The sequence below is a fragment of the Paraburkholderia sp. J63 genome, assembly GCF_905220245.1.
Lineage (GTDB): Bacteria > Pseudomonadota > Gammaproteobacteria > Burkholderiales > Burkholderiaceae > Paraburkholderia.
Genome location: NZ_CAJMZF010000007.1, coordinates 153,381 through 167,046 on the forward strand (window position 1 = coordinate 153,381; position 13,666 = coordinate 167,046).

General features: G+C 67.0%; 11 protein-coding genes. 4 read left to right on the forward strand and 7 right to left on the reverse strand.

Annotation, left to right across the window (positions count from 1 at the left end; all coding sequences use genetic code 11):
• Window positions 1–90: 90 nt before the first annotated feature.
• Both U5775_RS10525 and ydiK read right to left on the reverse strand, forming a co-directional pair.
• Complete coding sequence (locus U5775_RS10525; protein ID WP_322058074.1) at window positions 91–2,754, reverse strand: ATP-dependent Clp protease ATP-binding subunit; 2,664 nt, start codon at window positions 2,752–2,754, stop codon at window positions 91–93.
• 347 nt (window positions 2,755–3,101) lie between these two features.
• Window positions 3,102–4,166: an AI-2E family transporter YdiK gene (gene ydiK / locus U5775_RS10530; RefSeq protein WP_322058075.1), complete on the reverse strand. Its 1,065-nt coding sequence runs from the start codon at window positions 4,164–4,166 to the stop codon at window positions 3,102–3,104.
• 253 nt (window positions 4,167–4,419) lie between these two features.
• On the opposite strand from ydiK, the gene surE reads away from it, so the two are divergent.
• On the forward strand, window positions 4,420–5,208 hold the full coding sequence (gene surE / locus U5775_RS10535; protein ID WP_322058076.1) for a 5'/3'-nucleotidase SurE: 789 nt from the start codon (window positions 4,420–4,422) through the stop codon (window positions 5,206–5,208).
• Window positions 5,209–5,235: 27 nt separating this feature from the next.
• Here surE and U5775_RS10540 read toward each other — a convergent pair whose 3' ends face one another.
• Window positions 5,236–6,015: a cyclase family protein gene (locus U5775_RS10540; RefSeq protein WP_322058077.1), complete on the reverse strand. Its 780-nt coding sequence runs from the start codon at window positions 6,013–6,015 to the stop codon at window positions 5,236–5,238.
• 279 nt (window positions 6,016–6,294) lie between these two features.
• Here U5775_RS10540 and U5775_RS10545 point away from each other — a divergent pair, with 279 nt between their 5' ends.
• On the forward strand, window positions 6,295–6,744 hold the full coding sequence (locus tag U5775_RS10545; protein WP_322058078.1) for a MarR family transcriptional regulator: 450 nt from the start codon (window positions 6,295–6,297) through the stop codon (window positions 6,742–6,744).
• Window positions 6,745–6,785: 41 nt separating this feature from the next.
• Here the strand turns inward: U5775_RS10545 and U5775_RS10550 are convergent, their stop codons facing one another.
• From U5775_RS10550 to U5775_RS10565, 4 genes are all read right to left on the reverse strand, one after another.
• Complete coding sequence (locus U5775_RS10550) at window positions 6,786–7,238, reverse strand: thioesterase family protein (protein ID WP_322058079.1); 453 nt, start codon at window positions 7,236–7,238, stop codon at window positions 6,786–6,788.
• 31 nt (window positions 7,239–7,269) lie between these two features.
• Window positions 7,270–8,778: an indolepyruvate oxidoreductase subunit beta family protein gene (locus U5775_RS10555; RefSeq protein ID WP_322058080.1), complete on the reverse strand. Its 1,509-nt coding sequence runs from the start codon at window positions 8,776–8,778 to the stop codon at window positions 7,270–7,272.
• Window positions 8,779–8,806: 28 nt separating this feature from the next.
• Complete coding sequence (locus tag U5775_RS10560; RefSeq protein WP_322058081.1) at window positions 8,807–11,047, reverse strand: indolepyruvate ferredoxin oxidoreductase subunit alpha; 2,241 nt, start codon at window positions 11,045–11,047, stop codon at window positions 8,807–8,809.
• A 253-nt stretch (window positions 11,048–11,300) separates the two neighbouring features.
• Window positions 11,301–11,891 (reverse strand): YSC84-related protein, encoded by a 591-nt coding sequence (locus U5775_RS10565; RefSeq protein ID WP_322058082.1) that lies wholly within the window; start codon window positions 11,889–11,891, stop codon window positions 11,301–11,303.
• Between the two features lie 416 nt (window positions 11,892–12,307).
• On the opposite strand from U5775_RS10565, the gene U5775_RS10570 reads away from it, so the two are divergent.
• Both U5775_RS10570 and U5775_RS10575 read left to right on the forward strand, forming a co-directional pair.
• Entirely contained in the window at window positions 12,308–12,784 is a 477-nt protein-coding gene (locus tag U5775_RS10570; RefSeq protein WP_322058083.1) for a hypothetical protein, read from the forward strand.
• Window positions 12,785–12,998: 214 nt separating this feature from the next.
• On the forward strand, window positions 12,999–13,661 hold the full coding sequence (locus U5775_RS10575) for a response regulator transcription factor (RefSeq protein ID WP_322058084.1): 663 nt from the start codon (window positions 12,999–13,001) through the stop codon (window positions 13,659–13,661).
• Window positions 13,662–13,666: the final 5 nt, after the last annotated feature.

Genomic DNA, 13,666 nt, shown 5'->3' on the forward strand with positions numbered 1-13,666 from the left:
GACCGGGCCTCACCCCAGCCGCCGCATCATTAGCACTTTCCGATCCGAAATCGGGAAAACTTCCGCCCCCGCAACCAGTTCGCAGCCGCATCAGCTCTGCGTGGCGAACTCCATACGCCGCTGCGCCGAGTCGTACCTGCACACGACCTTCGCGCCCTCCTTCACCTCCCCCTTGAGCATCTCCTTCGCCAGCTCGTTCTCCAGCGTCTGCTGAATCTGGCGCTTGAGCTCGCGCGCGCCGTATTCGGGCCGATACCCTTCAGCGGCAAGGAAATCCACCACGCTCTCGTCGAACGTCAGTTCGATGTCCTGACTACGCGCCATGCGCTGGACCTGCTCGAGCTGCAGGCGCACGATCGCGCGCAGTTCATCGTCGGTGAGCGGCTTGAACACGATGATGTCGTCGATGCGGTTCAGGAATTCCGGCCTGAAATGCTGGCGCAACTCGCCCAGCACCGCGCTTTGCATCGAGGCGTCGGCGCTCGAGAGGAAGCCCGGGCCCGAGCGCTTTTGCCCCGACACCACGTCCGAGCCGAGATTGCTCGTCGCGATCACGATCGTATTGCTGAAGTCGACCACGCGCCCCTTGCCGTCCGTGAGCCGGCCATCGTCGAATACTTGCAGCAGCACGTTGTAGACGTCGGAATGCGCCTTTTCGATCTCGTCGAGCAGGATCACGCAGTAAGGACGGCGGCGCACGCGCTCGGTGAGCTGGCCGCCCTCGTCGTAGCCGACGTAGCCAGGCGGCGAGCCGATCAGGCGCGACACCGCGTGGCGCTCCATGTACTCGCTCATGTCGATGCGCACGATGGCGTCCTCGTCGCCGAACACCACTTCGGCCAGCGCCTTCGCGAGCTCCGTCTTGCCGACGCCCGTGGGCCCGAGGAACAGGAACACCGCGGTCGGCCGCCGGCCGCGCCGCAAGCCCGCGCGCGAGCGGCGCACCGCATCGCTCACCGCCGTGATCGCCTGCTCCTGGCCAATCACGCGCTCGTGCAGGCGCGCCTCCATCTCCAGCAGGCGCGTGCGTTCCTCCGCCGTCAATTGCGTGACGGGCACGCCCGTGAGCTTCGAGACGATCTCGGCGACCTGCTCGGTCGTCACGTCGGAGGTCACCGAGCCGAGGCGCCCTTTCCATTCGCCCGTGGCGTCGGCGAGCGCCTTCTCTTTCTGCGCGATGGGCTCGTCGAGCGCATGCGCGCGCTCGAAGTTCTTGCGCGTCGCCGCGTAGTCCTGCTCGCGCTTGAGCTGCGCGAGCTCGGACTCGAACTCGAGAATCTGCGCGGGGCGCGAGGTGGCCGAAAGATGCACACGCGCCGCCGCCTGGTCGACGAGGTCGATCGCCTTGTCGGGCAGGAAGCGGCCCGTGATATAGCGGTCGGAGAGTTCGGCCGCCGACACGAGCGCGTCGTCGCGTATCGTCACGTGGTGATGCACTTCGAGCTTGTCACGCAGGCCACGCAGGATGTTGATGGTCTGGTCCACACTCGGCTCGTTCACGAATACCGGCTGAAAGCGGCGTTCGAGCGCGGCGTCCTTTTCGATGTACTTCTGGTACTCCGAAAGCGTTGTCGCGCCGATCAGGTTCAGCTCGCCGCGCGCCATCGCCGGCTTGAAGACGTTGGCGATGTCGAGTCCGCCCTCGTTGCCGCCCTGGCCCGCGCCCACGATCATGTGCACTTCGTCGATGAACAGCACCAGGCTGTCGCGTTGCGCGTTGATTTCCTCCATCACGCCCTTCACGCGCTCTTCGAATTCGCCGCGATACTTCGCGCCCGCGATCAGGCCGTTGACGTTGAGTTCGACGAGGCGCCGGCCGCGCAGCGATTCCGGCACGTCGCCGCCCAGCATGCGTTGCGCGAGGCCTTCGGCGATTGCGGTCTTGCCCACGCCCGGCTCGCCGATCAGCACGGGATTGTTCTTGCGGCGCCGAGCGAGCACTTCCACCACGGTCTCGATCTCGCTCGAGCGCCCGATCACGGGATCGAGCTTGCCTTCGCTCGCGAGCGCGGTGAGGTCGCGGCTGTACTGGTCGAGTTGCGGCGTGGGGCTCGGGGCCTTCGCGGCGGCACGCTCGCGCTGGTCTCCCTGGGCTTCCACGAGGCGTTGCAGCACCTTCTGCGGCGTGACGCCAAGACGGCCGAGCAAATGCCCGGCGAAGCTGTCCTGCACCTGCGCGAGTCCGAACAGCAGATGCTCGGGCGCCACGTAGCTGTGGCCGAGCTCGCGCGAAACGAGAAATGCGCGGTCGAGCGCGCTCTTCAGGCGTGGCGACACGGCCACGCGGCCGTCCTCGCCCGCGGCGGCGGGTTCGCGTTTTTGCGCATTGGCGTCGATGAAGGCGCGCACGTCGTCGGGCTCGATGCCGAGACGCTTGAGCGCGGCCGCCGCCGCGTCGTTGCCGGCGAGCTCGTAGAGCAGATGCTCTGTATCCACTTCGCGGCGGCCGAACTGCACGGCGCGCTCGGCGGCACGCTGGAGCAAGTCGCGCGCCACGTCGCTGAAATAGCGCTCGACGATGGAGCCGTCGCCGGCTTCCATCGTGTGCGGCGCGCCGGAACTCTCCGCTGCTTCCGGTTGCTGCCGGGACGCGCGGAACAGCGATTCGAGCGGGCTCAGTGTGCGCTGATGGCGCGTGAGCTGGGCGTAGTGGTAGTCGCAGACGTCGAGAAAGCGCCGCCTGCCGTCCTGCAACACGGCCACCCGCACGGTTGCGGGACGAACACCGCATATGTCGCAGTTGAACTGAGCCATCTCCCCTCCTTGGTAGCAATGTGCCGTGCACGCGCACGAGTGCACCCGGGAGCCGGGACGACCTGTGCAGCGGGTCAGCGCATGACAGATGAGTGAGTACGCTGCATGGAGCGTGCGTGAGTGCTTGGGCACTCACGCACGCCGACACGCGAGGATGCGAAGAACGCAAAGGCAAAACCCAAAGGCAAAACGCAAGGGCAAAGCGAAGTCCAGCCGTCATCGTAACGTCGATTCGGCTGGCGTGCCGCTTTGCTGCCTGCTTCGCTGCCGGGTGCCGGGCAGAGGGGCGTGGGGCCGAGGACGGCCTGCGGGATGGGCCTCGTCGGGGCGGAAACCGTGCCTGAAAATCAGGCGGAAGGCACCGGCGCCTTGTCCATCCAGGCGCTCAGCAGCGCGGAAGACACCGCGAGAATCGCGGGCCCGATGAACAGCCCCACGATGCCGAACGCGAACATGCCGCCGAGCACGCCGGAGAGGATCAGCAGCATCGAGAGGTTCACGCCGCGCCGGATCAGCACCGGCCGCACGAAGTTGTCGAGCATGACGACCAGCACGGACCAGACCGCGAGCAGGATCGCGGCGACGTGCGCGTCGTGGACGAACAGCCAGATCGCGCTGCCGAACAGCGGCAGGCCCGGCCCGATCTGCGCGAGGCAAAGCATGAGCATCAAGGCGGTGAGCACGCCCGCGCCCGGCACGCCGGCCACCGCGAGCCCGATGCCGCCGAGCGCCGACTGCAGCACCGCCGTCACGACGATGCCCAGCGCCACCGCGCGGATCGCGGCGCCGGCGAGGCGCACGGCCTCCGCGCCGTAACGCGGGCCGACGCGCTCCGCGAAGCGCAGGACATAGGCGGCGGCTTGCTCGCCCTGCATGTACAGCACGCCGGTGATGATCACGGTGACGACCATGTGGATCACGAACACGCCCACCGAAGCGGCATGCCCGATGAGCCAGTGCGCCGCGATCGAGACGTAGGGCTCGAGCCGTGCGAGCAGGCCGCCGGGACCGGCGTCCGAGAGCGTCTGCCACTCGCCGGCCACGCGCGTGCCGACCACGGGCACGTCGTGAATCCAGTCGGGCGGCGGCGGCAACGCGTAGCCGGGCAGCTTGCGGATCACGTCCATGATTTCGCCGCCGTGCTCGGCGAGCGTCGAGATCGCTTCATAGAGCGGCAGGACGATCACGACCAGCAGGATCAGCAGCATGATGAAGGTGGCGATCCCGCGCCGCTTGCCGCAGCGGCGCTCGACCGCGAGCATCGCGGGCCAGGTCGCCACGACGATCATGGTGGCCCAGATGAGCCCCGGAATAAACGGGCGCATGACGTACAGGGAGCCGACCGTCAATGCGCAGAGAATCGCGACGATAAACAGTACGCGAGCAATATCTGGCAGGTCTTGCGACTTCACGGGGTCTCCTCGCGGCAGGCAGGCCGCATCAATGCAATGGACTCGAACTGGCTCGGCGGCATCGTGCTTCCGGGCCCGGACGTGCCGGCCCGGGAGCGCGCCGCCGCCGACCCGCTAGTCTATCCCGGATAGGCCCTGATCCGTCGCGAAATAGCGCTCAACCGGCTCAGCTCGCCTCGATCGCCGATAATGGCCGCTCCGCTTCCCGCGCAACCGTCCAACCGAAAATCGCCATCCGCGAAAGAGACCCGCCATGTCCGCAACCGAATCGAAACTGCCCTGCGTGCTCCTCACCAACGACGACGGCATCGACGCGCCCGGTCTCGCCGTGCTCGAAGCCGTCGCGTCCGAGCTCGCGCATGAAGTGTGGGTGGTCGCGCCCGAGCACGACCAGAGCGGCACGTCCCATTCGATCAGCCTGCACTCGCCGCTGCGCGTGAGCCGACGCGGCGAGCGCCGCTTCGGCGTGCTCGGTACGCCCGGCGACTGCGTGGTCATGGCCGTGCGCCACCTGATGGGCGACGTGACGCCCACGCTCGTGCTCTCGGGCATCAACCGCGGCGCCAATCTTGGTGTGGAGACGATGTTTTCGGGCACGGTGGGCGCGGCCATGACGGGCCTGCTGCTCGGCCTGCCGTCGATCGCGCTTAGTCAGACCTTCCGCGACCGCGAGCACGTGCGCTGGGATACGGCCCGCGCGCTCGCGCCCGACGTGATCCGTCGCCTCGCGGCGATTTCGCACGAGGCGCCGGTGTGTCTGAACGTGAATTTCCCCGATGTGGCGGCGAGTGCGGCGGGACCGCTCACGGTCACGCGTCAGGGCGTGGGACTCGTGCAGGGCATCGATGTGGTCCCGCAGATCGATCCGCGCGGGATCGAATATCACTGGCTGCGTTTCACGCGCGGCCCGCGCGAGAACGGACCCGATTCGGAAACGGCCGTGGTGAACTCGGGGCGCGTTTCGGTCACGCCGCTCTATTTCGATCGCACCGATGAACGGACCTTCTCGGTGCTCGAGCACGCGCTGGGCACGGGCCGCTGATCGGGCAGCGGCGCGCGCCCGCCGCGTTCAGTCCTGCACGAGCGCGAGCACGCGCAGGGGGCTGCCCGACCCGGCCTGAATCTTCAGCGGCGCCGAGACGATCACCGCGCCCGTGGGCGGCAACTGATCGAGGTTCTTCAGGCACTGCAGGCCATAACGGTTTGACCCATGCATGAGCGTGTGGCACGGATACGGCACGGGCCAGGCGTAAGCCTGCCCCGCGTCGGTATTGATGGTCTCGACGCCGAAGCCATGCACCTTGCGCTCGTGAATCAGCCACTCGACGGCCTCCTGCGTCGGCCCCGGCGTATGCGCGCCGTCGTCGCGCAGATTCAGGAACTCGGCCGGGTCCGTGCGCTTCGACCAGTCCGAGCGCAGCAGGACCCACGCGCCTGCGGGAATGCGGCCGTGCCGCGCCTCCCACGCCTCCAGAAAGCCCACAGTCAAGAGCCAGTCCGGATTCGCGGCCACTTCGGCGCTCGCGTCCACGACCACGGCCGGCGCGATGAAATTTTTCACGTCGATGGTGTCCACGGCGTTCTGCGCGTGGTCCTTACCGGAAATCCAGTGCACCGGTGCATCGAAGTGCGTGCCGGTATGCTCGCCGCACGAAAAATTGTTCCAGTACCAGCCGGGGCCTTGCTCGTCGTACTGGCTGATCTTCTCCATCTTGAACGCCCATACCTGGCCGAACTGCGGCGGCAATTGCAGCGCCGGAAATTCGGGCGACAGCGTTTGCGTGAGATCCACCACGCGCACACGGCCGCTCGCCAGATCGGTGGTCAGTTGCTCCAGACTGCTCGTCATCTTGCGCTCCTCTCCTCGTTCACCGCGTTCCATACTCTGCCTGGCGCCTGTGCTGCACATCGCCACACAGTACGCCGGACGCGCTAAAATTATCTTTAGGTCTAAATCAATTCAAAATCATGGTTAACCCCTTTTTTCCTTTCGGCAACAAGGGGCTGGCCGATGTTTGCGACCCCGTCTGCGAACCGCGTTCGCGCGCGAGGGCCATGGTATGTTTGCGTTCCGGCGGAGACAGTCCGCGTTCCGCAGCCCGTGGCCGTCCTTACGCAATTTCCCTGTATGAGCCTGTCTCCCCCCTGCAGCTTTGTCGACAGTTACACCCCGGCGCTCCTTGCCCAGGTCAGCCAGTTGATCTCCGGTGAATTCCACGTGATCGTGCAGGCAGCCGGTTTCGAGATCTCGGACTGGCGCGTGCTCTCCACACTTTCCGATGGGAAAGCGATGAGCATCGGTCGCCTCGCGCAAATTTCCGTTACGAAACAGCCGACCGTGACGCGTCTGCTCGACCGCATGGAGGCGCAGGGCTACGTCAAGCGCATTCCGAGCGAGACGGACCGGCGCGTCACGCTCGTGCGCATCACGCCGCAAGGGCAGAAGCTCGTCTCCGAACTGATCGTGCAGGCCAGGCGGCACGAGGATCAGGTGCTTGCGCCGCTCGGTGCACAAAAGGCCGAAGAACTGAAGGCCACGCTGCGCATGCTGATCGAACTGCACCGGCCACCGGCCTGACACCGGGGCACGCGCGCCCCGCCACCGCACGCGCGAACGGCTCAGCCCTCGCTTGCGCGCGCCTCGGCCTCTTGCGCGGCGCCTTCTATCGCACGACGCAAATCGTCCGGAATCGGCATGGCCTTATGGGTGTCGAGCGACGTCGTCACGATGGTCTGCTGGGCGCTCATGCGCACGACGCCGTCCGTGCCCGTGCAGGCCCACGCGAGCGTGAGCGACGCCTGGCCGATGCGCGCCACCTCGAGCGAGAGCCACACTTCGTCGCCCATCTTGCTGACCGCCTTGAAATCGACCTCCAGATGCACCGTGGGCATGCCCACGCGGCGCGCGCCGATCACGCCGTGATAGCCCTCGGGCAAGAGCGCGTCGATCCACGACTCGATGAGATCGTTGAACAGCACGAAGTACTGCGGATAGAACACGATGCCGGCCGGATCGCATTCGGAAAAGTGAATCTTGTGCTGGCGGCGAAACACGGGCGCGTTCGTTTTCATTGCGATGTCTCCCTCGAAGGACGCGCGGCGATTATGCCAGCGCGTGCCGCGTGAGCGCGGCGCGCAGCTTGTGGCCGTGCTCGTCGGCGAGCGCCGCGTCGCGCAGCTCGCGCAAGGTCGCGGGCGCAAGGCGCGCGCCCGCGCGCCCGACCGCGCCCATGAGGGTCTGGTAGTTCGCGAGCCCGCGCGCATGCGTGTCGCTGTAGCCCTTCACGAGACGCTGGCATTGCGCGACTTCGGTGGCCAGCGCCGGATTGTGCTGCGCGGACTGCACGATCTGCTGCAACCAGGCCTCGATGCGCGCGCTTTCCAGTTCGTAACGCAGCGTGCGCCGGCGCATGCCGCGCAGACGCGCGACCGCGTAGAGCATCAGGTAACCGCGCAGCGAGCTCGTCCTGACCACGCGCCCCGCTTTCGTATGGCGCTTGACGAGGCGGTGGATCGCGTGCGGCTTCGCGAGCCAGCGGCCGAGCCCGGCGGGCAGCGTCTCGCAGATCTCCTCGATGCGCGGGTGCATGAACTCGTTGATCGCGAGCAGCTGGTCCGGCTGCGCACGCACCTCGCCGCGCACGCGGTCGAAACGCGAGGCGCGCGTCTTGAGGTCGGCCACGCGGATCGTGTCCTCATACGACATCCACAGCGCGAGATGGCGCACCGTTTCGCGCAACAAGGCTTCCGGCGCGTCGGGCAGCGTGCGGCGCAGGTTCGCGAGCCGGTCGAGATAGAGCGCCGCATATTCGGGGTCCTGATAATCGATCAGCCTGCGCACGCCCTCGATGGCGAACGACTGGACCCCCGCCGGCAATTCCGCGCGCACGCGTTCGAGCAGACGGGCCACGGCGGGATCGCGAGGCGCAGGCGCTGGCCCTTGCCCGGAAGGCTGCGCGCCGTTCTGCGCGCTGTCCTGTGTCTCGTCGGTGCCCGCCCGCGTATAGCCCAGATCGAAGGCCCGCAGGCTGGGCTTCACGCCCACGCCGCCGCGCTCGATGGTTTCCTCGAACTGGCGGCGGCTGAACGGCAGCACGCCGGTCCCGGCCAGCGCGCCGAACAGCACCGCGCTGATCACGCTGCCGCTTGCTTCGGCGGCCTGCGCCATGTCGAAACGCACGAAGCGCTTCGAGGCCTGGCCCGCATGCGCGACGAGCGCGCCGTCGTCCACGCGGCCATCGCCCATCGCGGTCTTTTCGGCGATCGAATAGACGCGATGCGTCGAGGCCACGAGCGTCGTGCGCTCGGGTGTCACGAGCCCGCGCTGCACGGCGCGGCCCGCCTCCATCAGCTCGGAGGCCAGCACCACGTCGACGTCGCCGGGCAACGGCATCAGCGCGAGAATGGGCGTGCGCGGCTCGCTCTCGTCGCGCGCGAAGAGCTCGACGTAGTAGATCGTCGCGCCGGTGCGCTGCGCGACGCCCGGCACCGAGGTGGTCTGCGCGTAATAGCCGTTGTGCTCGCCCAGGTCGACGACCCAGTCGGCCAGCACGCCGCCGCCCTCGCCGCCCATGGCGAGAATCGCAATCTTGATCGGTTGTGCTTTGTTCATGGTCTAGCCCAAGAGTCGGAAGGCATGCTCAGAAGGCATGGCGCGCGCGGCGTCGCGCCTCGCGGCGTTGCAGCCAGCCGATGGCCGCATCGCGCATGCGCTGGCGCAGCTTGTCCATTTTCGTAGGATTGCTGATGATCTGCGCGCGATAGAACGACGGGCACAGCACCGCCGCGTGCGAAACCTCGCCGCACAGCCCGCAGCCCACGCAACTGTCGAGCACGCTCGCGACCGGGTCGGTGCGCAGCGGATCGGGGTTCGGCTTGATCGAGAGCGACGGGCAGCCCGAGAGGCGGATGCACGAGTGATCGCCCGTGCAGGTGTCCGAATCCACGCCGAAGCGTTCGCGCACCACACGCTCGCCCGCGGCGATGGCCTTGCGCTGCTTCGGCTTCTCGCGGCGCTGCTTGTTCAGCATGCACTCGCTCTGTGCGATCAGCACCTTCGGCCCTTTCTCGCTGGTGGTGAGCGCTTCCTTGAGCGTCGCCATCATCGTCTTGAGATCGTAGGTACGGCGCACCGCCTTGACCCATTTCACGCCCACGCCGCGCACTGCCTGCTCGATTTCGTGGCCGGTGCTGCGCGTGGGGTTGAGCGCCGTCGACGAAAGAATGTCCTGGCCGCCCGTCGCCGACGTATAGCTGTTGTCGACGACGATCGTGAGGTTGTCGCTCTTGTTGAATACCGCGTTGGCGATGCCGCTCGTGAGGCCGTTGTGCCAGAAGCCGCCGTCGCCCATCACCGAAATGGCGCGCTTGTCCGCGCTCGCATTGAGCGCCGATGCGCTCGCGCTGCCGAGACCATAGCCCATGGTCGTCGCGCCCAGGTTGAACGGCGGCAGGATCGAGAACAGATGGCAGCCGATGTCGGCGCTCACGTGGTGCGGGCCCAGCTCGCGCTCGACGAGCTTCATTGCCGTGAAGATCGGGCGCTCCGGGCATCCCGTGCAGAAGCCGGGCGGGCGCGCGTGCACGCTGGCGTCGAGTGGCGGCACGGTCGCCGCCTGGACGCCTTCCCCACTTTCCACGCCTTGCGTGTTGTTGGCCTGCGCGGCCTCGGGCGCTGAGCTGGCAACGGCCGCAGCTTCGGCGGCCACCGCCTTCACCGGAATCACCTTGCGCGGCACCGGTTGCGGTTCGAGCACGCCGTAGCGCTCGAAGAACGCGCGCAGTCCCTTCATCACCGTGGCCGCGTTGTATTCGCCGGCGAGCGGCAGCACGTCCTTGCCATGCAGCGCGGCGCTCACGCCGCGTTGGCGCAGGATCGCGCTTGCGTTCTGCTCGACGAAGTTCGGCTGCCCTTCCTCGATCACGAGCACGGCGCGCTTGCCCGCGCAAAATCGTTCCCACTCCGGATCGATGAGCGGATACGCGACGTTCATCACGTAGAGCGGAATGTCGGTTTCGCCGTAGACGTCCGCGAGGCCGAGCCGCTCCAGCGCGCGCAGCACCGTGTTGTAGCTGCCGCCCTGCACCGCGATGCCGATGTCGCGCGCGCCGGCCGAGAAAAATTCGTTGAGCTGGCGCTCCTCGATGAATTTCACGGCGGCCGGCCAGCGCTCGTGAATCTTTTCGCGCTCGTGCAGGAAGCTCGCGGGCGGCAGCACGATGCGCTCGACGTCGCGCGCGGGATGCTCGAGCGCGTCCTTGATGGTGAACGCGGAGCGGCGATTCCCGGACGCGACGAACTGGCCGTGCACGTGGCACGCGCGAATGCGCAATTGCAGCATGACGGGCGTGTTGCTGGCCTCGGAAAGATCGAAGCCGTCCTTCACGGCCTGCACGATCGAGGGCAGATTGGGGCGCGGATCGAGCAGCCAGATCTGCGACTTCATCGCGAACGCGTGGCTGCGCTCCTGCATGATCGAGGAGCCTTCGCCATAGTCTTCGCCGACGATGATGAGCGCACCGCCCGTCACCCCGCCCGAGGCGAGATTCGCGAGCGCGTCGGACGCTACATTGGTGCCCACCGTGGCCTTGAAGGTGACCGCGCCGCGCAGCGGATAGTTGACCGAAGCGGCCAGCGACGCTGCGGCGGTGGCCTCGCTCGCGCTGTTCTCGAAGCGGATGCCGTGGTCGCTCAGGATGTCCTGCGCGTCCGCGAGCACATCCATCAGATGCGAGATCGGCGCGCCTTGATAGCCAGCCACATAGGCCACGCCCGATTCGAGCAGCGCCTTCGTCACGGCGAGAATGCCCTCGCCGCTGAACACCTCGCCCGCGCCCAGGCGCAGCTTCTTCACTTCTTCGACAAACGACCGCTCTGCCATGACCGTCCCCTTCGATAATCTTTCTCTGGCGCACGGCACGACCATGCCCGACGCCAGATCAGTATAGTTTAGATTTAAATATTTCCAAAATCATAGTTAACCCGGCAATCGGCCGTCCCACGGAGCGTGGCCGCGTGGCAAAAAGGGCAAGACCGCTCAAAAAATGCACTTTCATGCAGCCGGCAGAATAGTGCCGGCTGCCTGCATGAAGCGGATGAAGTCTGAAGAATCGGGCCGATGCAGCGGCCGGCGCTCAGATCACCAGCCGCGAGACCTTCACGCCTTCGAGCGAAACACCGGCCATCAGACCGGCATTGGTCAGCACGAACGCCTCGACGGGACTGGTTGCCGTCGAGGTATCGATATTGCCGTTCGCCCCCACGGTCACGAGCGCGACCGTGGCGTCGGCGCCGGCCGACCAGCCCTGGCTGTTCACGAAGTCGTTGAGCGCGCCCTGGTTCATGAACGCGAAGATGATGGCCTTGGACTGCGCACCGATCTGCAAGCCGAACGAGCCGCCGAGCGTGCTGTAGTAGCCCTCGCTACGCCCGGCCACGCGCAGCGCGCCGGTGCCGTACTGCGCGCCGATCCAGAAGCCCGCCGCGATCACGCTCGGGAATACCAGCACGCCGCTCGCCTTCGAAAGCAACTCGCGTGAGCCGGTCACCGTGCTATAGAGGCGCGTAAGCGTGGCGTCCACGCTCGCGTCGATGGCGTTGCGCCTGGCCGCGTTCTGGGCGGCGCTGTTGCCCGAGCCCAGCGGGGTCGTCGTGCAGCCGGCGAGAGCGAGGCCGCTCGCGGCAAGCGCGGCGCTGGAGCTGAGAAGAAATTGACGTCGGCGCATTGAGTGGTTCCTGTCAAGACAAAGCCATGAAGAAGAGGCTCGCGCGCGCAAGGGCTGCGCGAAGCGCCACAGGATAGCGTGCATGGTCGCCGGCCGCTGCATCGACGCAATCTGTGCGTTTCCCGCGGGCAACCGCGGCGGCCATGCCGGCCCTTCCCTGGCGGGATAGGACCATGCGCGGCGCATCGAGTTCGCGCCGCGCCGCCGAAAGCCACCGGGCTCCGGGCCGTCGCCGCACAATGCTGCGGCGCGGCATACCCCTCCGCATGGCCATCTTGCGCCACGCGAATCCTCACGAATCCACGCCATCGTTTCTCGAAATCGTCCGATTTTGTTCGTCAGACTCAAGCGATAGAGTCAAGACATGACGCGAACAACGTCGCCTTGCTCCCAACCCACTCGAACCCGATACCGCGATGTCCATCGTCCAACCCCTTCGTCAGAAACGATCCGCTGCGTCGTGGATCCTGGGCGCTTGCGACTCGGCGAGCGGCTTCGGGGTCTACCTCCTGCCGGTCTTCTACATCGCCTTCTTCGCCACGCTGTTCCTGCTCTGGCGCGAGCCCGGTTCCACCTTCTGGCTGATTGCGGCGGGCGGCGCCCTCGGCTGGGCCATGATGGCGTGGGCGGTCGTGTTCTGCCTCGCCAGCGCGAGGCCTGCCAGCGCACCCGCGCACGGCCGCGCGGAAGCCGCCCATGCCGCTCAGCCGCGCATGCGCCCCGCGCCGCTGCGGTTCGCGCAGATGCCCACGCGCTCGTGCCTCCAGGCCTGCGCCACGGCATCGGGCAGCGAAGCCCGCTTTTCGGTCGCCTGCTTCCACGCGCGCTGTCCGGCAGCCAACACGGCGGACGCGCATGGCACCGGCGCAGCGCATCCGCAAGCCGATCGATGATGCAACCGACAATGCCGCTGATAACGCAACCGCATGCCGCAACGCCCGGACGAGCCTGACCTGTGCCACGGACCGTAGTCCTGCGCGAAGCACCGCGACACCCTGCAACAGGCCAGACAGACCGCTGACATATAATGAGATAGGCATCCGGCATTGCCGCGGGGCCGGCCTCGCGCCTTCCTTCAGACTGAGAATCCAGCAAGCGCTCACGCTCATGACGAATGCCATACAAGACCTGCGGATCGTGGTGGCCGACGACCATCCGGTCGTGCTCTCGGCCGTCACCGACTATCTGGGCCAGCTACCCGGACACCGGGTCGTGGCAACCGCCGGGTCGGGCGCCGAGCTCGTCGACACATTGCGCAGCACCCCTTGCGACCTCATCGTCACCGACTTCTCGATGCAAGGCGGGCTCGAGGACGAAGACGGGCTGCGCCTCATCAGCCGCCTGCGCCGGCTCTATCCGGACATCCCCGTGGTGGTGTTCACGATGCTCACCAATGGCGGCATCCTGCACGAGCTCGCCGAGCTGGGCGTGGCCGGCCTCGTCGGCAAGGACGAGCCGATCCCGACGCTCGCGCAAGTCTGCCAGCGCGCGCTGGTCGAGCCGGGCACGACGCTCTCCGCGCGCATTGCTGAGCGGCTCGCCACGGAAGGCTCGACCGCCGACGAATTCCGCCGCACCAACCCGCTCTCGCCGCGCGAGCTCGAAGTCGTGCGTCTCTTCGCACTCGGCCTGAGCGTCACGGAAATCTCGAAGCGCCTGAGCCGCTCGGTGACGACCGTCGCCACCCAGAAGCGCGCGGCCATGCGCAAGCTCCACCTCGAATCGAACGCCGACCTGATCCGCTACGCGAGCGAACACGGATTCGCATGATGGAA

Bases quoted from the DNA above. Each gene is read 5' to 3' on its own strand.
- U5775_RS10540 (WP_322058077.1), bottom strand. From the start codon at position 6,015: ATGACGAGCAGTCTGGAGCAACTGACCACCGATCTGGCGAGCGGCCGT.
- U5775_RS10525 (WP_322058074.1), bottom strand. From the start codon at position 2,754: ATGGCTCAGTTCAACTGCGACATATGCGGTGTTCGTCCCGCAACCGTG.
- U5775_RS10565 (WP_322058082.1), bottom strand. From the start codon at position 11,891: ATGCGCCGACGTCAATTTCTTCTCAGCTCCAGCGCCGCGCTTGCCGCG.
- U5775_RS10545 (WP_322058078.1), top strand. From the start codon at position 6,295: ATGAGCCTGTCTCCCCCCTGCAGCTTTGTCGACAGTTACACCCCGGCG.
- U5775_RS10575 (WP_322058084.1), top strand. From the start codon at position 12,999: ATGACGAATGCCATACAAGACCTGCGGATCGTGGTGGCCGACGACCAT.
- surE (WP_322058076.1), top strand. From the start codon at position 4,420: ATGTCCGCAACCGAATCGAAACTGCCCTGCGTGCTCCTCACCAACGAC.
- U5775_RS10560 (WP_322058081.1), bottom strand. From the start codon at position 11,047: ATGGCAGAGCGGTCGTTTGTCGAAGAAGTGAAGAAGCTGCGCCTGGGC.
- U5775_RS10570 (WP_322058083.1), top strand. From the start codon at position 12,308: ATGTCCATCGTCCAACCCCTTCGTCAGAAACGATCCGCTGCGTCGTGG.
- U5775_RS10555 (WP_322058080.1), bottom strand. From the start codon at position 8,778: ATGAACAAAGCACAACCGATCAAGATTGCGATTCTCGCCATGGGCGGC.
- U5775_RS10550 (WP_322058079.1), bottom strand. From the start codon at position 7,238: ATGAAAACGAACGCGCCCGTGTTTCGCCGCCAGCACAAGATTCACTTT.